The organism is Novosphingobium sp. YAF33, from assembly GCF_052113265.1.
GTDB lineage: Bacteria > Pseudomonadota > Alphaproteobacteria > Sphingomonadales > Sphingomonadaceae > Novosphingobium.
This window is the reverse complement of record NZ_JBFRCW010000003.1, coordinates 132,070-155,930: the sequence shown is the minus strand read 5'-3', so window position 1 is coordinate 155,930 and position 23,861 is coordinate 132,070. Positions and strand designations below refer to the sequence as shown.

Sequence of the window (23,861 nt, the reverse complement as noted above, 5' to 3'; positions counted from 1 at the left end):
ACGATGCCTCGCGCAAACTCGTGCTCGCTCTGAAGCACGGCAATCGGATTTCGCACGCCCGGCTGATGGCGAGGCTGGTCAGCGCCAAGCTGGCTTTCGTGGACGAGACATGGCTGATCGTGCCCGTACCGCTCCATCCCTGGCGGATCTGGCGGCGTGGATATAACCAGGCCGCAGAGCTGGCCCGCGAGATCGCAAGGATCACCGGGGGCGTCCTTGCCGTCGATCTGCTGGATCGCCGCAAGGCGACGCCTTCGTTGGGCGGACTGGGCAAGGCTGCGCGGCGCAAGGTCCTGTCCGGCGCCATAGCGGCGCGGCCGTCTCGGAGAGCCATGTTGAAGGGCGCGAAAGTAATTCTGGTCGACGACGTGCTGACGAGCGGCGCGACGAGCGAGGCCTGCGTATCCAGCCTCAAGCGGGCCGGAGCGGCAAAAGTCGTAATCGCCTGCTTTGCACGGGTGCTGGACGAAGCATTGGAGCATGTGCGCCGATCGCCGAATCCGCCTGAGGCTTGAGATTTCGCCGGACAGGGCGACAACTACCGGGTCGCCACAAACGAAAACGCCCGGAACTTTGGGCTCCGGGCGTCCTCGTGACGAAACTGTTGGGCCCTGCAAAGCAGTTCGGCGGTCCCCCTGTCGGCCGCCTGGCCCGATCCCTCATTACCTGAAACCAGACCACCCGAAAGTATTCCGGCCTTGTTCCCTGAACCGTGGCGCTTGTATCAGCGACCTGTGGGTCAGCAGCAGCCCCCAGCTGCAGACAGACATTCCTACGAAATCCCGGGGTTGAAAAGAGGCACGGCGAAGCTACGAGGATTTTGGTCAACGGCTGTGGTTATCGTGCAACAACCGCGTCCAATGAATTCAAATCGGAGAAATTTCCGTCATGTCCGAAGCAAGCAAGGCCGAACGCGAACTGGGCACTACTTTCCTGCCGCGATTCGATGCGCAGGGTCTGCTCATCGCCATAGCCGTCGACTCGCAGACGCGGGACATCCTGATGGTGGCCTACATGAACCAGGAAGCGCTCGAAAAGACGCTCGAAACGGGACTCGCCCATTTCCACTCGCGCTCGCGCGGGACCTTGTGGCTGAAGGGAGAGACCTCGGGCCATTTCCTGCGTGTCGAGGACATTCGGGTGGATTGCGACCAGGATGCGCTGGAACTGCGGGTTCGGCCCGAAGGACCGGCCTGCCATACGGGGGCGCGAAGCTGCTTTTATAGGAAGTTGTCGGGCGATTCTTTGATTCGCGTTTCCGACTAAGCAGTTAGCAATCGATTGAGTAATTACAGTATAGGAAAAGCACCTCTTCCCTTAAGAACATGCACTTATCGGCCGATTTCAAAATTAACCAAAGAATCAGCATGTTCTACAGGTCACCATTGAGCGGACGGGGCGGACGGATCATCGCAATCGGCTCGCAAGACGTCTCTCGCCAATGAACTATCCCGGACGACAGGGTGCAAGGACCGTCTTCGGTCGTGCCCGTCCTACGAGAAAAATCGTTGATTGGCAGGGACTTTGGTCGGTGCTCCGTGCCCCATGCACCGGGTCGTGGCCCTGCCGGCTTCCGGGTCGCCGACTTTCGGAGGCGAACCGGGCGGAGATGGGTGGCCTTGTCAGGCGCCTGGGGCGCATGAATGGAAGGGAAGCATCAATGAAGCATAAAGCGTTGATTGCTGCCATGGTGGTGGGGCTCGTAGCAGCACCAACCGCCGCAATGGCAGATCAGAGGCCGAGCTCGTCCTCCAGCAACTTCCACACCTCGGACTCGTCCAAGAGTTCCAGCAAGAACTCCGGCTGGGGCCGGGGCGACAACTGGGGTCGCGGTAACGATCGCGGCAACGACCGTTGGGGCAAGCCCAGCTGGGGTTCGAACAAGCCCGGTTGGGGTTGGGGTAAGCCTGGTTCCGGTTGGGGCAAGCCCAACTGGGGTTGGGGCAAGCCCGGCTGGGGCTGGGGCCACGACAACGGTCACGGCCACGGACATGACAACGGTCATGGCCATGGTGGCTGGGGCGATGACGATGGCGGCAAGTCGCACGGCTGCTGAGCCGGTGATTTGACCACCGTGGCCGCCCTTGGGGGCGGCCACGGCTTTAAAGTAGTTATCCTAGAACTTCGTCGAACAGACTGAGCATCGCGGCCCAGCTCTGACGGTCGGCACTGGCATCGTAGCCGATGGCGGCCATGCCCCGTTCGTCGCTTCCCGGATCGGTGAAGCCATGGCGAACGCCGGAATAGGCATGGAAATGCCAATTCGCTTCGGCACGATCCATCTCATCCCAGAAACCGATGACCTGCTCGCGCGGGACGAGGGGATCGGCGTCTCCGTGGCAGACCAGGATACGCGCCTTGACCGCGCCCGGTTCTGCGGGTGCCGCGGTCGCAAGGGTGCCGTGGAAGCTCACGGCCGCGACCAGGTCCTGTCCGCCGCGCGCCGCTTCCAGAACGGCCTGTCCGCCCATGCAGTACCCGATGCCGAGCATCGGCAGCCCCGCCGTTTCGGGGAGGCTGCGCAGGGCCGTGATGGCGGCGTCGATACGGCCGCGGTAATGTGCATTGTCCGAACGCAGCTTCTCCGCCATCGGAAAGGACGCTTCGAAGCTGGCGACAGGCTCCCCGTAGAAGTCCGAAACCAGGGTGAGGTAGCCGAGGTCCGCGAGCATCTTCGCGCGCCGTTCCATCGCCGCGTTGAAGTTGGCGATCGTCGGGAACAAGACCACGGCCGCGCGAGGCGTGGCTTCGGGACGCGCCAGATGGCCGGTCAGATCCTGACCGGCGTGGCTGTAGGCAATCGTTTCGAGCATGATTACTCCGGAAGGAAGTCCGGCACCGAGAGATAGCGCTCGCCGGTGTCGTAGTTGAAGCCGAGCACGCGGCTGCCTGCGGGAAGCTCCTTCAGCTTCTGGGCGATGGCGGCCAGCGTCGCGCCCGAGCTGATACCTACCAGCATGCCTTCCTCGGTCGCGCAGCGGCGCGCCCAATCCTTGGCATCGGCCGGGTCTACCTGGAGCGCGCCGTCGATGGACTGGGTATGGAGATTGGCAGGGACGAAGCCGGCGCCGATCCCCTGGATCGGATGGGGGCCGGGCTGGCCGCCGGAAATCACCGGGGAGAGCGTGGGTTCGACGGCATAGGCCTTGAGCGAAGGCCAGCTCTGCTTGAGGGTTTCCGCGCAGCCGGTGAGGTGGCCGCCGGTGCCGACGCCGGTAATCAGCACGTCGATCGGGCTGTCGGCGAAATCGGCCAGGATTTCCTTCGCGGTGGTCGCGACATGAACCGCGACATTGGCCGGATTCTCGAACTGCTGCGGCATCCACGAGCCGGGGATCGTGTCGAGCAGCTCCTTGGCGCGCTCGATCGAGCCCTTCATGCCCTTTTCGCGCGGGGTGAGGTCGAAGCTGGCGCCATAGGCCAGCATCAGGCGGCGACGCTCGATCGACATCGATTCGGGCATGACGAGCACGAGTTTGTAGCCCTTGACCGCCGCGACCATGGCCAGGCCGATCCCGGTATTGCCCGAAGTCGGCTCGATGATGGTGCCGCCCGGCTTCAGTGTGCCATCGGCTTCGGCGGCTTCGACCATGGCGAGCGCGATGCGGTCCTTGATCGAACCGCCGGGGTTCGTGCGCTCTGCCTTTATCCAGACTTCATGGTCCGGGAACAGGCGCGAGAGGCGAATATGCGGCGTATTCCCGATCGTGGCGAGAATGCTGTCGGCCTTCATTGTTCATGCTCCCATCGTGGTGCGAAGGTGCGGGCACGGCGGATCTCGGGAAAGCTCCAGGCCCAGATTGCGGTAATGACTATGGCAGCGCCGCCACCGAAAACAACAGCCCCGGTCGCGCCCAGCAGGGCCGCGGCCACGCCGGACTGCATCTCGCCCAGCTCGTTCGAGGCGGATATGGCGAGGCCGGAAATGGCCGAGACCCTTCCGCGCTTGTCGTCCGGGGTGCGAAGCTGGACCAGGGAACTGCGGATGAAGACCGAGATCATGTCCGCCGCGCCGAGCAGCGCCAGGAAGCCCAGCGACACCGCGAAACTGCGCGAGAGGCCGAAGCCCACGGTCATGGCGCCGTAGGCCGCGACCGAGAGCAGCATCTTCACGCCCACGTTCTTGGCGAGGGGGCGGAACGAGAGCCAGACGGCGACGATAGCGGCACCGGCCGCCGTCGCGGCGCGCATCTGGCCCAGGCCCTCGGGCCCGACATGGAGGATATCGCGCGCGAATACCGGCATGAGCGCGGTCGCGCCGCCGAGCAGAACGGCGAAGAGGTCCAGCGTGATGCAGCCGAGCAGGAAGCGCTCGCGCCAGATGAAATGGAAACCGTCGACGATCTGGCGGACCGGATGGTCGCGGCGCGCGTCCTTGGGGACGGGCGGCAGGTTGCGGATGCTGGTGATGCTGAAGGCGGCCACGGCCATGAGCACGGCCGCGATCCAGTAGGGCATCGCGTGATGGCGCGCGAAGAGGAAGCCGAAGGCTGCCGGGCCGATGATGGTTCCGGCCTCGATGGCGATCGAGTTGAAAGCGATGGCGCGCGGGATCAGCGAAGTGGGCACGATGTTCGGCGCGATCGCCGTCATCGACGGGCTCACGAAGACGCGGGCGATGCCGTGGAGCGCGGCGAACAGATAGAGTACCGGCAGGCTGCGCAGATCGAGTTCGGTGATCAGGGCCAGGCCGATGGCGACCAGGATGTCCACCGACATGGCTATTCCCGCCACTTTGCGCCGGTCGAACCGGTCGGCGATGACGCCGGCTACCGGGGTCAGCAGGAAGATCGGCAGGAACTGCGCGAAGCCAAGCAGGCCGAGCTGGAACGAGGCTTCGGCAATCGACATGCCGTAAACGCTGCGGGCCACGTCGTAGAGCTGGTAGCCGATGATGACGACCATGCCGGTGGATGCGAACACCACGGCGAAGCGGGCTAGCCAGAACTTGCGGTAATCCGCAATGCGCAGCGGGGAGGTGGGCTCTGGCAGCACGGAAGGGCTGGAAGTGTCGATGGTACTCACGGCTTGCTGCATGGCAGCATGTCAAAGCATTGCCAAGACATGCCGCTCATTCGCAGCGATAGCTTATGTTTGGGATCAATAAGTAAACCGCGCGGTGATCCGCACGTCACGCCCGGCGATGGGTACGAAGTCGCGCGTTTCCGAAGCGGCCAGGCGTCCGGTCACGTCCAGAAGGTTGTCCGCCGCGAGGATGAGCGAGAGCGGGCCCTGCTCGCCGAAGGGCCGCCAGGTGGCGCTGGCGTTGACGAGCGTGAACGCGCTCGTGGGGTTTTCGTTCTCGGTCACGCGGGTCTGCCTGGCATTCCATTCCACTTCGCCGCGCAAGGTGAAGGCGGACGAATCGAATTCCACGCCGCCACGGGCGCGCAGGGGCGGGATCCGCGGCACAGGGCCCATGTCGACGAGGCGGGCATGGGTATAGTCCACGCCGCCATCGGCCTTGATCGCCTTGTCGCCGCCCCAGCGGGCGAATGTCACGCCGCCCTCGGCCTCGATGCCGCGGAAGCGGGCAGGGGCTTGGAGGTACTGATAGACCGGGAAATCCTCGATCACTTCGCCGGTCGGCACGGCGGTGATGAAGTTCGAGAAGTTCGTGCCGAACACCGTGACCGAACCGGCGATATCCCCGCCGTTGTAGCGCACGCCAGCCTCGATGCCGTCGCTCTGCTCCACCGTGAAGTTCGGATTGCCGCGCTCGTAGGACTGGGTGGCATCGTGCAGTCCGTCGACGAACAGCTCCTCAGCGGACGGGGCACGCTCGCCGTGCGAATAGTTCACCGAGAGCGTCACGGTATCGATGGGATGCCAGGCGAGGCCGGCCACGCCGGAATACTGGTCGAAATTGCGATGCTGGTCGGCCGGAACCGTGTCGATCCGGGTATTTTCGTAACGCAGTGCGCCTTCGATGTCGAACTGGCCCACTTCGAGACGCTGCAGCGTGAAGAGGGCAAGGCGGTCGGTGTTGTTGTTCGGCAGCAGCTTCTCGTCACCGGCGATGTCGAGTTGGGCCGACGAGTATTGCACGCCGGTCGAACCGCTCCAGATCCCGCGCTTGGCCTGGTCTGCCTGAAGGCGAACTTCGACGGCCTTGTTGTGGAACTGGGTGCCGATGTCGCCACCCTCGATTTCGGCATGCTCATAGTCGCCATAAGCGCCGCGCACTTCCAGCCGCTTGAGGAAGCCTTCGAGATTGAGGCCGGCGCGCAAGTCGACGCGGGTCTGGCGCAGCGAGATGCTGGTCGCGCTCGGATCGGTGGAGGGGCGCGGCGGGATGCCGTAGTCGTTGGCCAGGCGCTGGACGGAAACGCCGATGTCGCCGCCGTCGTCGATGAAGGCGAGGCCGCCGCCGAGGGTCCAGCCTTCTGTGCCGCTGTTGGCGATCTTGCCGCGGCGATTGGCCTGCTGGGTCAGCGTCGCCGCGCCGGTCAGGTCCCCGGCATCGGACAGGGTGCTTGCCTGCGCCAGGGTCTCCGCGCGCAGTTCGGGCGACAGGACATAGCCGCCGACGTGGAGGTCGTCGCTGTGATAGTAGGATGCATCGAAATGGGCGACGAGGCGGCTTGCCAGCCGGACGTCGGTGGTGATGCCGCCGTTGACCATGTTGGCGGCCGTGCCGAAGGATCCCAGTGCGTCCAGGGTGAAGGCCTTGTCCGGCACCTTGCGCGGAATACGCTTGTCCACGGCATTGACCGCGCCGCCCGAAGGGTCGCTGGCATAGAGCAGGACGCGCGGGCCGTGGAGCACTTCGATGCGCTCGACATTGAGGGTATCGAGCGAGACGGCGTGGTCGGCCGAGACCGACGAGGCATCGAGCGAACCGATGCCGTCGAGCATGACCTGGACGCGCGGACCGTCGAAGCCGCGCAGGACCGGCCGTGACACGCCCGGCGCGAAACCGCTGCTGGACACGCCCGGCAGGCTGGCAAGCATTTCGCCGATTTGCGGCTTGAGGTCGCGGGTCAGCGCTTCGCCTGAGAGAACGACCGGTGCGGCAATGGGATCGGCATTGCCGGAGATCAGGCGGCCGGTGACGATGATTTCCGGACCGGCTTCCTGGGGATGGCCATCGCCGTCGACAGGTGCGGTCGCTTGCGCCCCGACAGCCTGCGCGGAAGCAGGCATTGCCGCCAATATCGTGGAGAGGGCGCCGGCGGTGACCAGCAGTGCGATTCGGGCAGTTGGGAGCGTCATGGCCAACCGGCTAATTGCGAGGTTATAACATATCAATTCTGAAATGTTGCCTGGCGACGAAGTGAGCCATGATTGCGATGAAACGAATGTTCGGCCGAAGGCAGGCGGTCGGCCTTGCCGCCTCAGCGCCGGGGGCGCAAGCGAGGGTTCGGCTGAACGGTGTCCACCAGCTTCAGGAAGTCGTCGATGCGGATGATCCGTTCGAACTGGAAGCCCGCGCGTCCTTCATGCGCCCAGATCAGATGAGCCTCGATCCGGCCGATCACCGGCAGGCGCATCACCAGGCGTTCCCCGCGTTCGAGCGGCAGGTCGCCCTGGGACATGAAACCCTGGGCCGAGAGATTGACGATGTGCAGATGCAGGTCGCCCAATTGGCGGTGCTCCGCAATCACCGGGTAATCGACGGGGTGCCGCGCCGCGCGACGTTTGTCGGTTACAGTGAGCTGCGCTCCTGCAGTCATCTCTATTGCCCCTGTTGTGACCGTGAGCAAGGACAGTGCATCAAAATGGCAAAGAAACGGTAAATTCGTTCGCTTTTTGCCAGTCACAGGCGGCAAAATGTGCCGCTCTTGCGTTAAAGCGCCCCGGTTACGGGAACCGGAGCGCCTTAGTTCAATCATGTTAGCAAACGATTACGTAGTTATGCACCCCTGAGAATTGCGTGCTTCTTCTTGCCAAGACTAAGCTTACGCGTTTCACCGGAGCCGACTTCGATCAGGAACGCCGGATCGTCCATCAGCGCATCGTCGATTTTGACGGCGCCTTCTGCGATCTTGCGCTTGGCTTCGCCATTGGAAGCCGTGAAGCCGAGTTCGGTCAGCGCCGCGCCCAGGCGGATGCCTTCGCCGGTTACGGCCAGCGTCGGCAGGTCGTCTCCAAGCCCGCCGCCCGCGAAAGTGGTCTTCGCCGTCGCTTCCGCCGCCACTGCCGCATCCTCGCCGCGGCAGAGCCGGGTCACTTCGTTGGCCAGCACGACCTTGGCATCGTTGATCGCCGCCCCTTCGAGGGTTTCCAGGCGCGCGATCTCTTCCAGCGGCAGGTCGGTGAACAGGCGCAGGAACTTGCCGACATCGCGGTCGTCGCAGTTACGCCAGTATTGCCAGAAGTCGTAGGATGGCAGCATGTCCTCGTTCAGCCAGACCGCGCCGGAAGCGGACTTGCCCATCTTCGCGCCGTCGGCCGTGGTGAGCAGGGGCGTGGTGAGGCCGAAGACTTCCTGACCGTCCATGCGGCGGGAAAGCTCGATCCCGTTGACGATATTGCCCCACTGGTCGGAGCCGCCCATCTGCAGACGAACGCCTTCGTTCTGGGAAAGATGGCGGAAGTCGTAGCCTTGCAGGATCATGTAGTTGAATTCGAGGAAGGTCATCGGCTGCTCGCGCTCCAGGCGCAGGCGCACCGAGTCGAAGGACAGCATGCGGTTGACCGTGAAATGCGTGCCCACTTCCTGAAGCAGCTGGATGTAGCCGAGCTGCCCCAGCCAGTCGTGGTTGTTGACCATGACGGCATCGGTCGGCCCGTCGCCGAACTTCAGCAGGCGCGAGAAGATCGAGAAGATGCCTTCGATATTGGTGGCGATCGTCTCGTCCGAAAGCATCTTGCGGCTCTCGTCGCGGCCGGTGGGATCGCCGATGCGGGTGGTGCCGCCGCCCATGAGCACGATCGGCTTGTGGCCGGTCTGCTGCAGGCGGCGCAGCATCATGATCTGCACCAGGCTGCCGATGTGAAGCGACGCCGCCGTGGCGTCGAAGCCGATATATCCAGGCACGACCTGCTTGGCGGCAAGGGCGTCGAGGCCCTCGGCGTCCGTCATCTGGTGGATGTAGCCGCGCTCTTCGAGCGTGCGGAGCAGGGAGGAATTGTAGGTCATGATGGCCCAGTGCTTCTTGGCTTGGATGGATCGGAGCCCGCGCGCCTAGCACGCGCGAGGCGCAAGATGAAGCGGTTGGTCGCCTTGCGGCGCGTTCCGGCCGAATCCGCATTGCCAGCAGGCGCGCGTGCCCTCTAGGCATGCGCGCATGGCCGAACTGACCTGCCACCCGGCACATCCCTCGCTTCTCGTCCGCTCCATCGAAACCCGCGTGATCGGGTTCGACGCCAGCTGGCTGCGTGTCCGCTGGCGCATTCTGGGCGCGGGCAAAGTCGTGGTTCCGCCATTTGCGGGCAAAGGCAGGGCGGACGACCTCTGGCAGACGACCTGCTTCGAACTGTTCCTGCGCCAGCCGGAAAGCCGCGGCTATACCGAGTTCAACCTCTCGCCTTCCGAGCGCTGGAACGCCTACGATTTCTCCGGCCGACGCGAGGGCATGGTCGAGCGGCCCCTCCCGCGCGAGCCGGAATGCGCGATGCGCAAGGGCTCGGACATCGCGGTTTTCGACGCGGCCATTCCGGCAGCGGGCCTGCCGCAAGCCCCGCTTCGCTGCGGCTTCACGGCGGTGATCGAAGAGGAGGGGGGCGTGAAAAGCTACTGGTCGCTTACCCACAGCGCCGATGCGCCGGACTTCCACGATCCGGCTTGCTTCACGCTCGAGCTTGCGGCACCCACCGCCTCATGAAATTCGGTATCGATCGCCTCCTGGCAGACCCAGAACTGCGCGCGCCCCTCGAAGGCAAGCGCGTCGCGCTTGTCGCGCATCCCGCCTCCGTCACCGAGGACCTCGTCCATTCGCTCGACGCGCTGATCGCAGCGGGCATCAACGTGGCTTGCGCTTTCGGCCCGCAGCACGGACTGAAGGGCGACAAGCAGGACAACATGGTCGAGACGGCCAATGAGCTGGACCCGGTCTACGGCATTCCCGTCTACAGCCTCTACGGCGAAGTGCGCCGCCCCAGCCCGGAGATGATGGCGGGCGCCGATGTCTTCCTGTTCGACCTTCAGGACCTTGGCTGCCGCATCTACACGTTCGTGACCACGCTGCTCTACCTGCTCGAAGCTGCGGCCGAGCAGGGCAAAGCCGTATGGGTGCTGGACCGTCCCAACCCGGCGGGCCGCCCCGTGGAGGGAACGACCCTGCTGCCGGGGCAGGAAAGCTTCGTCGGCGCGGGACCGATGCCGATGCGGCACGGGCTGACCCTGGGCGAGATGGGGCTCTGGTTCGTGCGCCGCTTCGAACTCGACGTGGAATATCGCGTGATCGAGATGAGCGGATGGGAGCCGGACGGCGCCGGGTTCGGATGGCCGGAGAGCCGCATCTGGATCAATCCCAGCCCCAATGCCGCCAACCTCAACATGGCGCGTGCCTATGCGGGCACCGTCATGCTGGAAGGCGCGACGCTTTCGGAAGGACGCGGCACCACCCGTCCGCTGGAAGTACTGTTCGGAGCGCCCGATATCGACGCCAAGGCCGTCCTGTCAGCGATGCAGCGGATCGCGCCGGAATGGCTGGCCGGCTGCGCGGTTCGGGAATGCTGGTTCGAACCGACGTTCCACAAGCATGCCGGCACGCTGTGCAGCGGGCTGATGATCCATGCCGAGGGCAAGTTCTACGATCATCATGCCTTCCGGCCCTGGCGCCTCCAGGCGCTGGCATTCAAGGCCATTCGCCAACTCTATCCCGACTATCCGATCTGGCGGGACTTCCCCTACGAGTACGAATTCCAGCGCCTTGCCATCGATGTGATCAACGGCGGTCCGGCGCTGCGCGAATGGGTCGACGACCCTGCCGCGCTGCCTGGCGATCTCGACCTGATCGCCGGCCGGGACGAAGCCGCCTGGAAGGCCGAAATCGCCGATCTCCTGCTTTACTGAGCAGGCGCGAGGCGGGCGGGCGCGTCCGAATAAGCGGGCGGCGGGGTCATCCTGCCGTCCAGGCTGACGAGTACCGGGCAGCCCGCCACTCGTTTGTCGACGGCGTGGATCATTTCAGGCCGGATCACATCAGGCCGGATCAAGGCTGACTTTCCGGGCGGGGCAGCACGCGGCGGCCGGTGACCTGCTGCGGCGTTGGCTTGCTGGATCGTCCTATTGCAGGCGGCCTGCGCCGCATCGGCGGTTTCAGGAACCTTGGCCGGGCTGGCGGCCCCTGTCATCGCAGCGATCGTCGTAATCAGAACCAGCTTGTGCATAGTCACGAAGTCCTTCGTCCGTGAGCCCRCCGGCGATGTCCGCCGCTTCGATACGATGATCTGCCCGGCGCGGCGGACAGGCAAGCGCTTTCAACCCTTCTTGCGGGTGAGCTGCTTCATCGCCGCGTCCAGCCCGTCCAGCGTCAGGGGGAACATCGCCCCGCCCATCAGGTCGCGGATCATGCGCGTCGAACTCGAATAGTTCCACTGATGCTCCGGCGCCGGATTGAGCCACACCGTTGCAGGATAAGTCTGCGCGACGCGGCCGAGCCAGACGGCGCCCGCTTCCTCGTTCATGTGCTCCACCGAACCGCCGGGATGGCTGATCTCGTAGGGGCTCATCGCGGCGTCGCCGACGAAGATCACCTTGTAGTCGTGCCCGAACTTGTGAAGCAGGTCCCAGGTCGGCGTGCGCTGCGACCAGCGGCGGCGGTTGTCCTTCCACACCCCTTCGTAGAGGCAGTTGTGGAAATAGAAGAACTCCATGTTCTTGAATTCGGCGCTGGCGGCGCTGAACAGCTCTTCCATCAGTTCGATATAGGGATCCATCGATCCGCCGACGTCCAGGAAGAGCAGGACCTTGACGGCATTGTGCCGCTCGGGCCGCATGCGGATGTCCAGCCAACCCTGCTTCGCGGTGCCGTGGATCGTTTCCTCAAGGTCCAGTTCCTCGGCAGCGCCTTCGCGCGCGAAGCGGCGGAGACGGCGAAGGGCGACCTTGATGTTGCGGGTGCCGAGTTCACGCGTGTTATCGAGATTGGCGAATTCGCGCTTTTCCCAGACCTTTATGGCCCGGCCATGCCTGGCTTCGCCGCCGATGCGGATGCCCTCGGGATTGTAGCCCGAATGGCCGAATGGCGAAGTGCCGTTGGTACCGATCCACTTGTTGCCGCCGGAGTGACGTTTTTCCTGTTCCTCCAGACGCTTCTTGAGCGTCTCCATGATCTCGTCCCAGGAACCGAGCGCCTTGATCTGCTCCATCTCCTCGTCGGAGAAGTAGCGCTCGGCCACTTTGCGCAGCCAATCTTCCGGGATGGCGACAGGTGCTTGGCCATAGTCGCTGAGGGCACCTTTGAAGACCTTTTGGAACACCTGGTCGAAGCGGTCGAGCAGGCCTTCGTCCTTCACGAAAGTAGCGCGGCTGAGAAAGTAGAACGCCTCCGGGGTGCGTTCGATGACATCCCTTTCAAGCGCTTCCAGCAGCACGAGGTGCTCTTTGAGCGAGGCCGGAATGCCCGCCGCGCGCAGTTCCTCGATGAAGTTCAGCAGCATGTGCAACGCTCCCGAAGAGGCCGATCGCACCCGGGTGCTGCCAGGCGGTGGCGCTTACTCACGCGGAGGGGGATGACGGCGGGGGCGGGGGCGGTTGGCGCGGCCAGGTTTCGAGGGTCTCGTCGAAAGTGGCCCATTCCGGCGCGTCTTCGGTCCATATCACCGCTTCCGGCCGCAAGCCGTGACCGGCAGCAAGTGCGCCCAGGCGTATGGTCATCAGATGCGGGCGCGCCGAGCTTTGCGCGTAGATCTGGGTCCCGCATTTCGGGCAGAAGTGGAACGTGAGTGTATTGCCGCTTGCCGCAGTCCAGACGGAGGATCTGAGTTCTCCATCCAGCGACACGTCCTCTACCTTGAAGATCGCGTTGTTGGTCGGACCGCCTGCCGCAAGCTGCTGGCACTGGCGGCACCAGCACTGGCGCGTGGCGATGGGCTCGCCCGAAACCGTCAGCGAGACGGCAACGCAGGCACAACTGCCGAGATAGGGAGCGCTCATGGCCTGTCAGTTCCCGCGGCGCGCCATGAAGGCGAGCCTTTCGAACAGCATGACGTCCTGTTCGTTCTTCAGCAAGGCCCCATGCAGCGGTGGGATCGCCTTGGTTGCGTCCTGGTTCTGCAATATCTCCAGCGGCATGTCCTCGCTCAACAGGAGCTTGAGCCAGTCGAGCAGCTCGCTGGTGGAGGGCTTCTTCTTGAGGCCGGGCACTTCGCGCAGCTCGTAGAATACTTCCATCGCCTTGGTCACCAGGGTCTTCTGGATCCCGGGGAAATGCACGTCGACGATGGCCTGCATCGTCTCGCGATCGGGGAACTTGATGTAGTGGAAGAAGCAGCGGCGCAGGAAGGCGTCCGGCAGATCCTTCTCGTTGTTCGAGGTGATGACGACGACCGGCCGCTCGGCGGCGGCGACATGCTCGCCGGTTTCATAAACGTCGAACGCCATGCGGTCGAGCTCGGCCAGGAGGTCGTTGGGAAATTCGATGTCGGCCTTGTCGATCTCGTCGATCAGCAGCACGGGCAGGCGAGGCGAAGTGAACGCCTCCCAGAGCTTGCCCTTGCGGATGTAGTTGTTGATATCGTGGACCCGCGCGTCACCCAGCTGCCCGTCGCGCAGGCGGCCGACCGCGTCGTATTCGTAGAGGCCCTGGTGCGCCTTGGTGGTGGACTTCACGTTCCAGGTGATCAGCGGCGCATTCATCGAGGCGGCGATCTGCTCGGCGAGCACGGTCTTGCCGGTGCCGGGCTCTCCCTTCACCAGAAGCGGGCGGCGCAACAGGACGGCGGCGTTCACGGCGACTTTGAGATCGTCCGTGGCGACGTAGCTGCTGGTGCCTTCGAAACGCTGCATGTCCTGTCCCTTCGGCGAAATCCCGGGGCAATTCCTTAACCGCCCGGTTAATCTCTAAGTTTTGCGGCGCAACATGGCAAGCACCGAGGCGCCTACCCCCACCGCGCCATGGACTTAGCCGCCCGGGCGTTGCAGACAGGCGCGATGGGGGCTGAATTCCTGAAACGCATGGATTGGTTGAACGCGCCGCGCGTCGGCGCCTATCTGCGGCTGCTTGCCGTGATCAACCTGGTCATGATCGTCTGGCTGGTGGCCACTTCGCACAACGGGGTGGATGCCAACGGCTACTTGCTCGGCAGCGATTTCATCAGTTTCTGGACGACCGGGCACATGCTGGTGGCGCATGGCAATCCCTACGACGGCGCGGCCCATATCGCGGCGCAGCGCACCTATTTCTCGGCCGAAGGCGCTTATACCGCATTCTACTATCCCCCGTCGTTCCTGCCGTTCTGCTGGCCGCTCGGCTGGCTTGCCTATTTCCCCGCGCTGGCTCTCTGGGTGGCCGCGACCGGCGCCTTCTACCTTGCTGCCGTCCGTCGCTGGTGGGCCGGAGCCGGGACGGGTCTCCCGCTCTGGCTGCTGTTTGCGGCTTTTCCCGCCGTGCCCATCGTCGTCACTCACGGACAGACGGCCTTCCTCGTGGCAGGACTGCTCGGCCTTGGCGCATGGCTGGTTCCGACCCGGCCGCTGCTGGCCGGTGCATTGTTCGGTCTGGCGACGATCAAGCCGCAATTCGGGTTGCTGCTGCCTCTTGTCCTGCTGGCGACCGGGCAATGGCGGGTGATCGCCGCGGCCGGCGCGACGGCGATCGCGCTGGCGCTGCTGTCCGCCGGCGCGTTCGGCCCGCATGCCTGGGCGGACTGGGTGGGCGCAAGCGAGCGCGCCCAGACGGCCATGGCCTATGGCCAGATCGGCTATGGCAAGATGATGAGCCCCTTTGCGGCGCTGCGGCTGCTCGGTGCCCCCATGGCGCTGAGCTATACGGTGCAGGGCGCCGTGACGCTGGCTGCAGCGGTGCTCGTGCTCCAGGCGTCCTGGCGCCGGCAGTGGTCCGCGGGACTGGCGGCGCTGATGCTGGCGGGCGCGCCTCTCGCGACGCCCTACGTCCTCGATTACGATATGGTGATCCTGGCGTTCCCCATGCTCTGGCTTGCCGGAGAGGGCCTCCGCCGCGGTTTTCGCGACTGGGAACGCTGCGCCCTGTTCCTGGCCTTCGCCGGCCCGGCACTGGCCCGGCCGCTGGCGCTCAATCTCCATTTTCCGATCATGCCGCTGGTCCTGGCATTCTTCTTCGTCATAATCTGGCGCCGAGCCGCCCTCGCTTACGAGGCGCGCGCCGCTGTCCCGTCCTGAGGAAGGAACTGCCCCTTGCCCGAACCAAAGCCCCGCATCGGCCGTAATATCGCTTTGCTGATCGATGCCGATAACGCCTCCCCCGCCAACCTCGACGCGGCGCTGACCATCCTGGGCGATCTCGGCACCGTCAATGTCCGGCGGATCTACGGCAACTGGAGCAAGCCTGCGCTCAAGGGCTGGTCGAAATTGGTCCATCGCCATGCGCTGGAACCGCAGCAACAATTCGACCTGACCAAGGGCAAGAATGCCACCGACATGAAAATGACGATCGACGCCATGGACCTGCTCTATGGCGGGCAAGTGGACGGGTTCGGCATCATGTCGAGCGACAGCGATTTCATGCCGCTTTCGATCCGCATCCGCCAGAACGGCACGCCGGTCTATGGCTTTGGTTCTTCCCGCACGCCCGAAGCCTTTCGCGAGGCTTGCACGCGCTTCATCGATCTCGACGCCTTGCCGGACAGCGACGCCGTGGAAACGGCAAACGAAACCCCCAAGCCCGCGATAGACGAAGAACTGGTCAAATTGCTCGGCGAGGCCTGGAAGGCGAGCAAACGAGACGAGCAGGGCTTCGCCAGCCTCTCCGAAGTCGGCCAGCGCGTGGCCAATCGCTCCAGCTTCGATGCCCGCAGTTACGGTTTTTCCCGATTGTCCGAACTGGTGCAGACACTCCCCAACTTCGCCACGGAAAAACGCGAGAGCGGATTGTTCCTCAAGCGCGTGCGGTGAGGGGGATTGTGGATCTTTCTCAAATTGACTTCCTCGCGGCCACGAATTTAGGCTCCGCTTGAGGGCATTTTTGCCTCTCAGGGGGACTATCGATGAAATCGAAGTATTTGGCAGGCTTTTGCCTGCTGATGGGGGCCGCGTGCGCAAGTCATGCACAATCCACACCGTCCACGGACGCCGCGCCTCTCGCAGCGCCGCAGCACGTGGCGATCGCACTCGCGCCGGTATCGGACAATGTTCTTCGTGCGGGGATGGAAGTGCCGCTGATCACGCGCGAGGAACTGACGACCAAGAAAAAGGCTCTTCGCGTGGGGCAGCGCGTGCAGATGGAAGTGGCCGCGAATATCGAGCGGAACGGCGTTGTCGTGATACCGGCGGGAACCCCTGCCGTCGCTGAGATCACCGAAGTGCGCAACAAGGGCATGTGGGGCAAGTCCGGGTACATCGGTGCCCGGGTTCTTTCGCTCCGGCTCAATGACCGAAACATCAGGCTGTCCGGCACTTTCGACGATAAAGGCGTTACCGGGACCGGGGGCGTAGTCGCTGCTGTCGCCCTCGTGCCGATCGCCGGATTCCTGACCACCGGGACCAGCGCCTTCATCGCCTCGGGATCGGCGGTCAAAGGCTTCCTTGACGAAGACGTCGCTTATGCGACCGTGGCGAAGGTGATCGARCCGGTTGCGGTTCCCGTTCCTGCCGAACCGGCCCTGTTGGCGGCGACGCCGGTAGCGGCCAAGTAAGTCGCGATGGATCGGACTGATCGGCGCCTCAGGCGTCGATCAGTTCCGGGTCGATTTCGCCCGCGCGGTTCTGGATGAACATGAAGCGGTGTTCGGGATTGCGGCCCATCAGGCGGTCGACCAGATCCTTCACCGCGGCGCGGCCCTCGTACTCGGGCGGCAGGGTAATGCGGATCAGCGAGCGACTTTCCGGCGCCATGGTGGTTTCACGCAGCTGACCGGGGTTCATCTCGCCAAGGCCCTTGAACCGGCCGACTTCCACTTTCTTGTTCTTGAAAACGGTCGCTTCCAGTTCGGCGCGGTGGGCATCGTCGCGGGCATAGGCCGAAGTCGAACCGGCAGTGAGGCGGTAAAGCGGCGGCTGCGCGAGGTAGAGGTGGCCGCGCTTCACGATGTCCGGCATCTCCTGGAAGAAGAAGGTCATCAGCAGCGTGGCGATATGTGCGCCGTCCACGTCGGCGTCGGTCATGATGATCACGCGGTCGTAGCGCAAGTTGTCGGCGTTGCAGTCCTTGCGGGTACCGCAGCCGAGCGCGAGGCCGAGATCGGCGATTTCCGAATTGCCGCGGATCTTGTCGGCCGTGGCGGATGCGACGTTGAGGATCTTGCCGCGGATCGGCAGGATCGCCTGGGTCTTGCGATTGCGCGCCTGCTTGGCCGAGCCGCCAGCAGAATCGCCTTCGACGATGAAGAGTTCGGTTTCGCCCGGGCCTTCGCCCGAACAGTCCGTCAACTTGCCGGGCAGGCGCAGCTTACGGGCATTGGTGGCCGTCTTGCGCTTGACCTCGCGCTCCGCCTTGCGGCGCAGGCGATCGTCCATACGCTCCATCACCGCGCCGAGCAGGGCCTTGCCGCGTTCGAGATTGTCGGTGAGGAAATGGTCGAAGTGATCGCGGATCGCCGCTTCCACGAGGCGCGCGGCTTCGGGGCTGGTCAGGCGGTCCTTGGTCTGGCTCTGGAACTGGGGGTCGCGGATGAAGACCGAGAGCATGACTTCGCTGCCGGTCACCACGTCGTCCGGCGTGATGTCCTTGGCCTTCTTGGCCTGGCCCACCAGGTCCGCGAAGGCGCGGATGCCCTTGGTCAGCGCGGCGCGCAGACCCTGTTCGTGCGTGCCGCCATCGGGCGTCGGGATGGTGTTGCAGTACCAGGAATAGGAACCGTCGGAATAGAGCGGCCAGGCGATCGCCCATTCGACGCGGCCCTGTTCGGAGCCGTCATCGCCGCGCGGGAAATCCTGCGTGCCCGAGAAGGCCTGCGTGGTCACGCATTCGCGCGTGCCGATCTGCTCGGCCAGGTGATCGGCCAGGCCGCCGGGGAACTGGAACGTCGCTTCTGCCGGAACGTCGTCCGAAGCCAGCGAGGGCGCGCATTTCCAGCGGATTTCCACGCCGGCAAAGAGGTAGGCCTTGGAGCGAACCAGCTTGAACAGGCGCGCGGGCTTGAACTGCTGGTCGCCGAAAATCTCGGTGTCCGGCGTGAAGCTGACGGCGGTGCCGCGGCGATTGGGCGCCGCGCCCACCTTCTGGAGCGGGCCAAGCGTCTGGCCGCGCGAGAACTCCTGCGCGAAAAGCTCCTTGTTACGGGCCACTTCGACGCGCGTGAGGCTGGAAAGGGCGTTGACCACTGAAATGCCCACGCCGTGCAAGCCGCCCGAAGTGGCATAGGCCTTGCCCGAGAACTTGCCGCCCGAGTGCAAGGTGGAAAGAATGACCTCCAGCGCCGATTTGCCGGGGAACTTGGGATGCTCGTCCACCGGGATGCCGCGGCCGTTGTCGGTGATGGTCAGGCTGTTGCCTTCGTCCAGCGTCACCTCGATGCGGTTGGCATGTCCGGCGACGGCTTCGTCCATCGCATTGTCAAGCACTTCGGCCGCGAGATGGTGAAGCGCGCGCTCGTCGGTGCCGCCGATGTACATGCCGGGACGGCGCCGGACAGGTTCCAGCCCCTCCAGCACTTCGATCGCGGAACCATCGTAGGATTCCCCGCCCGAAGACGGGAGCTTGTCGAACAGGTCATCGGACATGAGCGGGACTATAGGGCGCCTAAACCCGCGATCAAGCACGGGTTTAGGCTTATCCGCAAAGAGATGTTCGCTGTCTGATCCATTCCGCCGGAAAGGGGCGGAATTACTTGGCGAAACCGCTGGGCGCGGCGCTGATGACCTTGACGGCGCCGCCTTCGACCGCCCGCACTTCCAGTGCGCGTTCGATCAGGCCGGTGCGGCCGAAGCGGAATGGTCCGTCCACACCCAGGAAGCCGCCGGGATCGAGCATTTCGGTCGTCGGAAAGGCCTTGCCCGGCACCCAGTCGCGCGCGACCCGCAGGGTCAGCAGCACGGAATCGTATCCCAGTGTCGCGATACGGAACGGTGCGGCGCCGAAGCGGCTGCGATAGCTCTTGGCGAACTGCGCGAAGCGGACGTCGGACACGGTGGAGAACCACGCTCCGTTGAGGGCCGGGCTGGTCGCCAGTTCGCGTTCGCCGCCCCAGAGTTCGGTGCCGAGCAGGCGCACACCGGCGCCGCCACCGGCCGCGCGGTAGGACACGGCGGCCTTGGCCGACAGGCTGCCGCTGTCGGCGATGAGCAGCGCGCCATAGCCGGTCTTGGCCTTGATCCGTCCCGCCGCAGCGCTGATCGAGGCCGCCGAGCGATCGTAAGTCTCCATGGCGACGACGGAGCCGCCGCCATCGCGCACCGATGCGAGCAGGGAGCTGCTCACGCGTTCGCCATAGTCACCCTTGGGAACGAGCGCGGCGAAAGTGGAGATGCCCTTGCCGCGGGCATACGTCACGGTGCGGGCGATCGACTGGCCGGGCAGGTTGCCGATGATGAAGACGTCCCTGGTGGCGGCTTTCTCGTCGTTGGAGAACGAGATCAGCGGCACCTTGGCTGGCTTGGCGACAGCCGCGACCGAGGCGATGTCGTCGGAAAGCAGCGGGCCGAGAATCAGCTTGTTGCCGTCGGCAATGGCGCGGCGCGCGGCCTCGCCGGGATTGGTGCCGGTGTCGTAAGTCGTGATGCGCAGGTTCTTGGCGCCCGTGTCGAGCAGCGCCATGTTCGCCGCATTGGCCAGCGACTGGCCAACGCCGGCATTCGGGCCGGTGGTCGGCACCAGCAGGGCAACGCGGTGACGCTCGGTATCGGTGGGAATTTCGCTTTCGGAAGGCGTCGGAGCAGGCGCGGGAGCCGGCGCGGGGGCCTTGGGTACCACGGCACAGCCCGCCAGAGCTGCCATCGCTGCCGCCGCGAAAAGAGTGCGCCGGTTCAGGCGATCATAGAACATTGCTTGCCGCTCCCATAGTGCTTGGGCCATGAGTCCCTGCGATGGAACACATTCTCACCTCAGGCCTCTACATAGTGGCAACCCCGATTGGCAACCTTGGGGACATTACCTTCCGCGCCGTGGAGATTCTCAAGGGCGTGAGCGCGGTTGCCTGCGAGGATACCCGCATCACCGGAAAGCTGCTGCACCACCTGGGCATCAAGCAGAAGATGATCCGCTACGACGACCACGCGGGCGAGGGCGACCGTGAGCGTCTGCTGGCACTGATGGAAAGCGAGCCGGTTGCGCTCGTCAGCGACGCCGGCACGCCGCTGATCTCCGATCCGGGCTATCGGCTCGTCAAGATCGCGCGGGAGCGGGGCATCCCCGTCACCAGCCTGCCGGGGGCCAATGCCGCGGTCATGGCGATGACGCTCTCGGGCTTGCCGAACGACCGTTTCCTCTTCGCCGGGTTCCTGCCCAACAAGGCCAAGGCGCGCGAGACGGTGCTGTCCGACCTTGCGAAAGTCCCGGCCACGCTGATCTTCTACGAGACGGCGCCGCGCCTGGACGATGCGCTGGCAGCGATCGGCGCAGTGCTTCCCGGACGCGAAGTGGCGGTGGCGCGCGAACTGACCAAGAAGTTCGAGGAATGCCGCAGCGGCACGCCCGACGAACTCATCGCCCATTATGCAGCCCACCCGCCCAAGGGCGAGATCGTGCTTCTGGTGGCGCCGCCGGGCGACGAGCCGATCGGTGAAGTCGACGTGGACGCGATGCTGCGTGCGGAGCTGGCCATCGCCAAGCCGTCGCAGGCGGCGGCCAGCGTGTCCAAGGCCACCGGGCTCGACCGCAAGACGCTTTACGCCCGGGCCATGGAACTCAAGTGAGCCAGGGCCGCGGCAAGTCGCGCGCAGAGGCGGAGCGGCAAGGGCGCCGGGGAGAGGCGCTGGCCGCATGGTACTTGCGGATGACGGGCTGGAGCATCCGGGCGAGGCGCGTGAAGACCGCGCGCGGCGAAGTGGATATCGTGGCGCGCCGCGGACGGACGCTCTGTTTCGTCGAAGTGAAATGGCGCGCGCGGCGCGCCGATCTCGACACTGCCATCGATCATTACCGCCTGCGCCGCGTGGCGGCCGCCGCCGAGGCCGTTGCGCATCGATACCAGAAGCCGGGCGACAGCTTGCGGATCGACGTATTGCTGCTGGCACCGCGCTGCTGGCCGCGCCGCATCGTCAATGCGTGGCAGCCGGGCGCCTGAATTCCGCCGCAGGGTTTCGGTCCGTCGGCAAAGATGCAGGACTGGCTCGAAACCATTCGCACCCGCCGCCGAATTTGATTAAGCCGCCTTTCCGAAAGATACCGCTCGGTACATATCCGCGAGGACCAGACTTTTCATGACCTTACGCATCGCCGTTCAGATGGACCCGCTGGAATCGATCAAGATCGCGGGCGATTCCTCGTTCGCGCTCATGCTCTCGGCGCAGGCGCGCGGGCACGAACTGTTCCATTACGATGTGCGCACGCTGGCTTATGACGCCTCCTCGGGTGCCGCCGGGCGGCTGACCTGCTGGGGCGCGCCGATCACGGTGCAGCGCGTGGAAGGTGCCCATTTCACGCGCGGCGAGTATCGCCTGATCGACCTCGTCGCCGATATCGATGTGGTGCTGATGCGGCAGGATCCGCCTTTCGACCTCGGTTACATCACCGCCACCCATCTGCTGGAACGGCTTGCCGGGCAGACCCTGGTGATCAACGACCCCGTCTCGGTCCGCAATGCGCCCGAGAAGGTCTTCGTGCTCGACTATGCGCGGTTCATGCCGCCGACCTTCATTGCGCGCCGCATCGAGGATGTGCGCCTGTTCCAGCAGCGCAATGTCGAGGCGGGCTTCGGCGGTGACCTCGTGATCAAGCCGCTTCACGGCAATGGCGGCAAGGCGGTGTTCCGCGTGCCCGCCGATGGCAGCAATCTGGGCGCGCTGATCGAGATGTTCGAAAATGCCTGGGTCGAGCCGTTCATGGTCCAGCCTTTCCTCCCCGACGTGGCGGAGGGCGACAAGCGGATCGTCCTGGTCGACGGCGAATTCGCGGGCGCCATCAACCGCAAGCCCGGAGCCGGCGAGTTTCGCTCCAACCTCGCGGTGGGCGGATCGGCGGAAGCCGCCGGCCTCACTTCGGCGGAAGAGGAAATCTGCGCAGCGCTCGGCTCGGAACTCAAGGCACGAGGCCTTGTTTTCGTGGGTATCGACGTGATTGGCGGAAAATGGCTGACCGAAATCAATGTGACCTCGCCGACGGGAATCGTCGCCATCGATCGCTTCAACGGTACCGACACCGGGGCAAAGATCTGGGATGCGATCGAGGCCCGCCACGCGGCGATGTAAGCCTGATTTCGCGGGTCGTCCGCAATGATGAATGCAGGCGAACATGAATGAATGGGTCATCTCGCTGATCGAAGGAGGAGGGTACTGGGGTATCCTCCTGCTGATGATGCTCGAGAACATCGTGCCGCCGATCCCCTCGGAGCTTATCATGGGCGTCGCGGGGATCGCCATCGCACATGGGCGCATGGATTTCCTGTCCGTGCTGCTGGCCGGCACTGTCGGCTCGACCTTGGGCAACTACGTGCTCTTCCTCGGCGCCAACCGCCTGGGCTACGAGCGCCTGAAACCCTTCATCGAGCGCTGGGGCCGCTGGCTGACCCTGGAATGGCACGAGGTGGAGCGCGCCGGCACCTTCTTCCGCAAGCACGGGCACTGGGTGGTCTTCCTCCTGCGCTTCATGCCGATGTTCCGGACGATGGTATCGGTCCCTGCGGGCCTTGCGCATATGCGGCATGGCACCTTCCTGCTCTATACCGCTGCCGGCGTGGCGATCTGGAACACGTTGCTGATCCTGGCGGGCCGGTGGCTGGGCCAGCGTTTTGCCCAGGCAGAGGCCTGGATCGGTTGGGCTACACTGGTTCTCGCCGCAGGTGGCGCCGTCTGGTACTTGTGGCGGATCCTCTCCTGGAAGCCTTCTGCCGAGCGCCGATCCAAGTAGACCAGAGCTAACTATTAGTCAGTTTTGTACAAGAGCCAGAGTATCGCACCTAGGTGTTATACCGTAGTCTCTGCTCGCAACCATTTGGGAGCAGGGGTTATGTCCAAGCGATTGGCAGCGGAGTTCTTCGGTACATTCTGGCTCGTCTTCGGCGGCTGCGGTTCGGCGGTGCTGGCAGCGGCCTTTCCCGAACTCGGGATCGGCTTCGCGGGCGTAGCCCTGGCATTCGGCCTGACGGTGCTGACCATGGCTTATGCGGTCGGCTCCATTTCCGGCGGGCATTTCAACCCGGCGGTCTCGCTGGGCATGGCCGTTGGCGGCCGGCTCGACTGGAAGGACCTCGTTCCCTACTGGATCGCCCAGGTGCTGGGCGCTATCTTGGCCGCGGCGGCGCTCTACGCCATCGCCTCGGGCAAGGCCGACTGGACTCCGGGAGGCTTCGCCACCAACGGCTACGGTGCACTTTCGCCCGGCGGCTATGCGCTGTCTTCGGCACTGATGATCGAAACGATCCTGACGGCCGGTTTCATCATCGTCATCCTCGGCTCGACCTCGAAGATCGCCCCTGCCGGTTTCGGACCGCTGGCGATCGGCCTGTGCCTGACGCTGATCCACCTGATCTCGATCCCGGTCACCAATACATCGGTCAATCCGGCGCGGTCGACCGGCGTGGCGCTCTTTGCAGAAACGGCCGCCCTCGGGCAGCTATGGGTGTTCTGGGTGGCGCCGCTGGTCGGCGCGGCGATCGGCGCCCTGATCTGGCGCGGTCTGCTGGCGCCGCATGAGGGCGCGCTCTAGCACGCGCTTCGGCCAGGCATGCTCCTGACA

25 protein-coding genes are annotated in these 23,861 nt (G+C 64.7%); 13 read left to right on the top strand and 12 right to left on the bottom strand.

What is annotated here, in order from left to right; translation table 11 throughout:
• Window positions 1–20: 20 nt before the first annotated feature.
• The 3 genes from AB4Z00_RS07890 (at window position 21) to AB4Z00_RS07880 (ending at window position 2,056) form a co-directional block, all read left to right on the top strand.
• Window positions 21–515: a ComF family protein gene (locus AB4Z00_RS07890; protein WP_442045723.1), complete on the top strand. Its 495-nt coding sequence runs from the start codon at window positions 21–23 to the stop codon at window positions 513–515.
• Window positions 516–888: 373 nt separating this feature from the next.
• Window positions 889–1,266 carry a phosphoribosyl-AMP cyclohydrolase gene (hisI, locus tag AB4Z00_RS07885; protein WP_132262681.1) on the top strand — a complete coding sequence of 126 codons (378 nt, stop codon included), beginning with the start codon at window positions 889–891 and terminating at the stop codon, window positions 1,264–1,266.
• Window positions 1,267–1,723: 457 nt separating this feature from the next.
• Complete coding sequence (locus tag AB4Z00_RS07880; protein ID WP_166675157.1) at window positions 1,724–2,056, top strand: hypothetical protein; 333 nt, start codon at window positions 1,724–1,726, stop codon at window positions 2,054–2,056.
• 55 nt (window positions 2,057–2,111) lie between these two features.
• Here AB4Z00_RS07880 and AB4Z00_RS07875 read toward each other — a convergent pair whose 3' ends face one another.
• The 6 genes from AB4Z00_RS07875 to tyrS all read right to left on the bottom strand — a co-directional run bounded on the left by AB4Z00_RS07875 (window position 2,112) and on the right by tyrS (window position 9,085).
• Window positions 2,112–2,813: a dienelactone hydrolase family protein gene (locus AB4Z00_RS07875; RefSeq protein ID WP_134092871.1), complete on the bottom strand. Its 702-nt coding sequence runs from the start codon at window positions 2,811–2,813 to the stop codon at window positions 2,112–2,114.
• A 2-nt stretch (window positions 2,814–2,815) separates the two neighbouring features.
• Window positions 2,816–3,733: a cysteine synthase A gene (cysK, locus tag AB4Z00_RS07870; RefSeq protein WP_442045557.1), complete on the bottom strand. Its 918-nt coding sequence runs from the start codon at window positions 3,731–3,733 to the stop codon at window positions 2,816–2,818.
• Complete coding sequence (locus AB4Z00_RS07865; protein ID WP_132262687.1) at window positions 3,730–5,037, bottom strand: MFS transporter; 1,308 nt, start codon at window positions 5,035–5,037, stop codon at window positions 3,730–3,732. Before AB4Z00_RS07865 ends, cysK begins: the two co-directional genes overlap by 4 nt.
• A gap of 63 nt (window positions 5,038–5,100) precedes the next feature.
• Entirely contained in the window at window positions 5,101–7,215 is a 2,115-nt protein-coding gene (locus AB4Z00_RS07860) for a TonB-dependent receptor (protein WP_442045556.1), read from the bottom strand.
• A 122-nt stretch (window positions 7,216–7,337) separates the two neighbouring features.
• Window positions 7,338–7,676, bottom strand: a complete 339-nt coding sequence (locus tag AB4Z00_RS07855; RefSeq protein ID WP_132264087.1) for a PilZ domain-containing protein — start codon at window positions 7,674–7,676, stop codon at window positions 7,338–7,340.
• Window positions 7,677–7,855: 179 nt separating this feature from the next.
• Complete coding sequence (tyrS, locus tag AB4Z00_RS07850) at window positions 7,856–9,085, bottom strand: tyrosine--tRNA ligase (protein ID WP_442045555.1); 1,230 nt, start codon at window positions 9,083–9,085, stop codon at window positions 7,856–7,858.
• Between the two features lie 148 nt (window positions 9,086–9,233).
• Between tyrS and AB4Z00_RS07845 the strand changes: the two genes are divergently transcribed.
• Window positions 9,234–9,770 (top strand): DOMON-like domain-containing protein, encoded by a 537-nt coding sequence (locus tag AB4Z00_RS07845; RefSeq protein ID WP_442045554.1) that lies wholly within the window; start codon window positions 9,234–9,236, stop codon window positions 9,768–9,770.
• Window positions 9,767–10,963, top strand: a complete 1,197-nt coding sequence (locus tag AB4Z00_RS07840; RefSeq protein ID WP_442045553.1) for an exo-beta-N-acetylmuramidase NamZ family protein — start codon at window positions 9,767–9,769, stop codon at window positions 10,961–10,963. Before AB4Z00_RS07845 ends, AB4Z00_RS07840 begins: the two co-directional genes overlap by 4 nt.
• On the opposite strand, the gene AB4Z00_RS07835 is transcribed toward AB4Z00_RS07840, so the two are convergent.
• The 4 genes from AB4Z00_RS07835 to AB4Z00_RS07820 form a co-directional block, all read right to left on the bottom strand.
• A complete protein-coding gene (locus AB4Z00_RS07835) occupies window positions 10,957–11,280 on the bottom strand; it encodes a hypothetical protein (RefSeq protein ID WP_442045552.1) in 324 nt (107 codons plus the stop codon). The genes AB4Z00_RS07840 and AB4Z00_RS07835 overlap by 7 nt on opposite strands.
• A 90-nt stretch (window positions 11,281–11,370) precedes the next feature.
• Window positions 11,371–12,552, bottom strand: coding sequence for a vWA domain-containing protein (locus tag AB4Z00_RS07830; protein ID WP_314465210.1), 1,182 nt, complete (start codon window positions 12,550–12,552; stop codon window positions 11,371–11,373).
• Between the two features lie 58 nt (window positions 12,553–12,610).
• Window positions 12,611–13,048: a GFA family protein gene (locus AB4Z00_RS07825; RefSeq protein ID WP_442045551.1), complete on the bottom strand. Its 438-nt coding sequence runs from the start codon at window positions 13,046–13,048 to the stop codon at window positions 12,611–12,613.
• A gap of 6 nt (window positions 13,049–13,054) precedes the next feature.
• Complete coding sequence (locus AB4Z00_RS07820; RefSeq protein WP_134092877.1) at window positions 13,055–13,900, bottom strand: AAA family ATPase; 846 nt, start codon at window positions 13,898–13,900, stop codon at window positions 13,055–13,057.
• 168 nt (window positions 13,901–14,068) lie between these two features.
• On the opposite strand from AB4Z00_RS07820, the gene AB4Z00_RS07815 reads away from it, so the two are divergent.
• From AB4Z00_RS07815 to AB4Z00_RS07805, 3 genes are all read left to right on the top strand, one after another.
• Window positions 14,069–15,253, top strand: a complete 1,185-nt coding sequence (locus tag AB4Z00_RS07815) for a glycosyltransferase family 87 protein (protein ID WP_442045550.1) — start codon at window positions 14,069–14,071, stop codon at window positions 15,251–15,253.
• A gap of 15 nt (window positions 15,254–15,268) precedes the next feature.
• On the top strand, window positions 15,269–15,985 hold the full coding sequence (locus tag AB4Z00_RS07810; protein ID WP_134092879.1) for an NYN domain-containing protein: 717 nt from the start codon (window positions 15,269–15,271) through the stop codon (window positions 15,983–15,985).
• Window positions 15,986–16,188: 203 nt separating this feature from the next.
• Window positions 16,189–16,725, top strand: coding sequence for a hypothetical protein (locus AB4Z00_RS07805; RefSeq protein WP_442045549.1), 537 nt, complete (start codon window positions 16,189–16,191; stop codon window positions 16,723–16,725).
• Window positions 16,726–16,753: 28 nt separating this feature from the next.
• Here AB4Z00_RS07805 and parE read toward each other — a convergent pair whose 3' ends face one another.
• Entirely contained in the window at window positions 16,754–18,751 is a 1,998-nt protein-coding gene (gene parE / locus AB4Z00_RS07800; RefSeq protein ID WP_132262711.1) for a DNA topoisomerase IV subunit B, read from the bottom strand.
• Window positions 18,752–18,854: 103 nt separating this feature from the next.
• The gene (locus AB4Z00_RS07795) at window positions 18,855–20,012 is read right to left on the bottom strand and encodes a penicillin-binding protein activator (RefSeq protein ID WP_132262713.1); all 1,158 of its coding nucleotides are present in this window, start codon (window positions 20,010–20,012) and stop codon (window positions 18,855–18,857) included.
• A gap of 41 nt (window positions 20,013–20,053) precedes the next feature.
• Between AB4Z00_RS07795 and rsmI the strand changes: the two genes are divergently transcribed.
• From rsmI to aqpZ, 5 genes are all read left to right on the top strand, one after another.
• Entirely contained in the window at window positions 20,054–20,881 is an 828-nt protein-coding gene (rsmI, locus tag AB4Z00_RS07790) for a 16S rRNA (cytidine(1402)-2'-O)-methyltransferase (protein ID WP_134092881.1), read from the top strand.
• The gene (locus AB4Z00_RS07785) at window positions 20,878–21,252 is read left to right on the top strand and encodes a YraN family protein (RefSeq protein ID WP_442045548.1); all 375 of its coding nucleotides are present in this window, start codon (window positions 20,878–20,880) and stop codon (window positions 21,250–21,252) included. The genes rsmI and AB4Z00_RS07785 overlap by 4 nt, the downstream gene beginning before the upstream one ends.
• 136 nt (window positions 21,253–21,388) lie before the next feature.
• A complete protein-coding gene (gene gshB / locus AB4Z00_RS07780) occupies window positions 21,389–22,375 on the top strand; it encodes a glutathione synthase (RefSeq protein WP_442045547.1) in 987 nt (328 codons plus the stop codon).
• Between the two features lie 43 nt (window positions 22,376–22,418).
• Complete coding sequence (locus AB4Z00_RS07775) at window positions 22,419–23,033, top strand: DedA family protein (protein ID WP_442045546.1); 615 nt, start codon at window positions 22,419–22,421, stop codon at window positions 23,031–23,033.
• Between the two features lie 99 nt (window positions 23,034–23,132).
• Entirely contained in the window at window positions 23,133–23,831 is a 699-nt protein-coding gene (gene aqpZ / locus AB4Z00_RS07770; RefSeq protein ID WP_132262723.1) for an aquaporin Z, read from the top strand.
• The last annotated feature ends 30 nt before the right edge of the window (window positions 23,832–23,861 follow it).

What these genes read in the sequence shown, in the direction of transcription:
- hisI (WP_132262681.1), top strand. Translation starts at nt 889, where the DNA reads ATGTCCGAAGCAAGCAAGGCCGAACGCGAACTGGGCACTACTTTCCTG.
- AB4Z00_RS07880 (WP_166675157.1), top strand. Translation starts at nt 1,724, where the DNA reads ATGGCAGATCAGAGGCCGAGCTCGTCCTCCAGCAACTTCCACACCTCG.
- AB4Z00_RS07875 (WP_134092871.1), bottom strand. Translation starts at nt 2,813, where the DNA reads ATGCTCGAAACGATTGCCTACAGCCACGCCGGTCAGGATCTGACCGGC.
- cysK (WP_442045557.1), bottom strand. Translation starts at nt 3,733, where the DNA reads ATGAAGGCCGACAGCATTCTCGCCACGATCGGGAATACGCCGCATATT.
- AB4Z00_RS07865 (WP_132262687.1), bottom strand. Translation starts at nt 5,037, where the DNA reads ATGCAGCAAGCCGTGAGTACCATCGACACTTCCAGCCCTTCCGTGCTG.
- AB4Z00_RS07860 (WP_442045556.1), bottom strand. Translation starts at nt 7,215, where the DNA reads ATGACGCTCCCAACTGCCCGAATCGCACTGCTGGTCACCGCCGGCGCC.
- AB4Z00_RS07855 (WP_132264087.1), bottom strand. Translation starts at nt 7,676, where the DNA reads ATGACTGCAGGAGCGCAGCTCACTGTAACCGACAAACGTCGCGCGGCG.
- tyrS (WP_442045555.1), bottom strand. Translation starts at nt 9,085, where the DNA reads ATGACCTACAATTCCTCCCTGCTCCGCACGCTCGAAGAGCGCGGCTAC.
- AB4Z00_RS07845 (WP_442045554.1), top strand. Translation starts at nt 9,234, where the DNA reads ATGGCCGAACTGACCTGCCACCCGGCACATCCCTCGCTTCTCGTCCGC.
- AB4Z00_RS07840 (WP_442045553.1), top strand. Translation starts at nt 9,767, where the DNA reads ATGAAATTCGGTATCGATCGCCTCCTGGCAGACCCAGAACTGCGCGCG.
- AB4Z00_RS07835 (WP_442045552.1), bottom strand. Translation starts at nt 11,280, where the DNA reads ATGCACAAGCTGGTTCTGATTACGACGATCGCTGCGATGACAGGGGCC.
- AB4Z00_RS07830 (WP_314465210.1), bottom strand. Translation starts at nt 12,552, where the DNA reads ATGCTGCTGAACTTCATCGAGGAACTGCGCGCGGCGGGCATTCCGGCC.
- AB4Z00_RS07825 (WP_442045551.1), bottom strand. Translation starts at nt 13,048, where the DNA reads ATGAGCGCTCCCTATCTCGGCAGTTGTGCCTGCGTTGCCGTCTCGCTG.
- AB4Z00_RS07820 (WP_134092877.1), bottom strand. Translation starts at nt 13,900, where the DNA reads ATGCAGCGTTTCGAAGGCACCAGCAGCTACGTCGCCACGGACGATCTC.
- AB4Z00_RS07815 (WP_442045550.1), top strand. Translation starts at nt 14,069, where the DNA reads ATGGATTGGTTGAACGCGCCGCGCGTCGGCGCCTATCTGCGGCTGCTT.
- parE (WP_132262711.1), bottom strand. Translation starts at nt 18,751, where the DNA reads ATGTCCGATGACCTGTTCGACAAGCTCCCGTCTTCGGGCGGGGAATCC.
- AB4Z00_RS07795 (WP_132262713.1), bottom strand. Translation starts at nt 20,012, where the DNA reads ATGTTCTATGATCGCCTGAACCGGCGCACTCTTTTCGCGGCGGCAGCG.
- rsmI (WP_134092881.1), top strand. Translation starts at nt 20,054, where the DNA reads ATGGAACACATTCTCACCTCAGGCCTCTACATAGTGGCAACCCCGATT.
- gshB (WP_442045547.1), top strand. Translation starts at nt 21,389, where the DNA reads ATGACCTTACGCATCGCCGTTCAGATGGACCCGCTGGAATCGATCAAG.
- AB4Z00_RS07775 (WP_442045546.1), top strand. Translation starts at nt 22,419, where the DNA reads ATGAATGAATGGGTCATCTCGCTGATCGAAGGAGGAGGGTACTGGGGT.
- aqpZ (WP_132262723.1), top strand. Translation starts at nt 23,133, where the DNA reads ATGTCCAAGCGATTGGCAGCGGAGTTCTTCGGTACATTCTGGCTCGTC.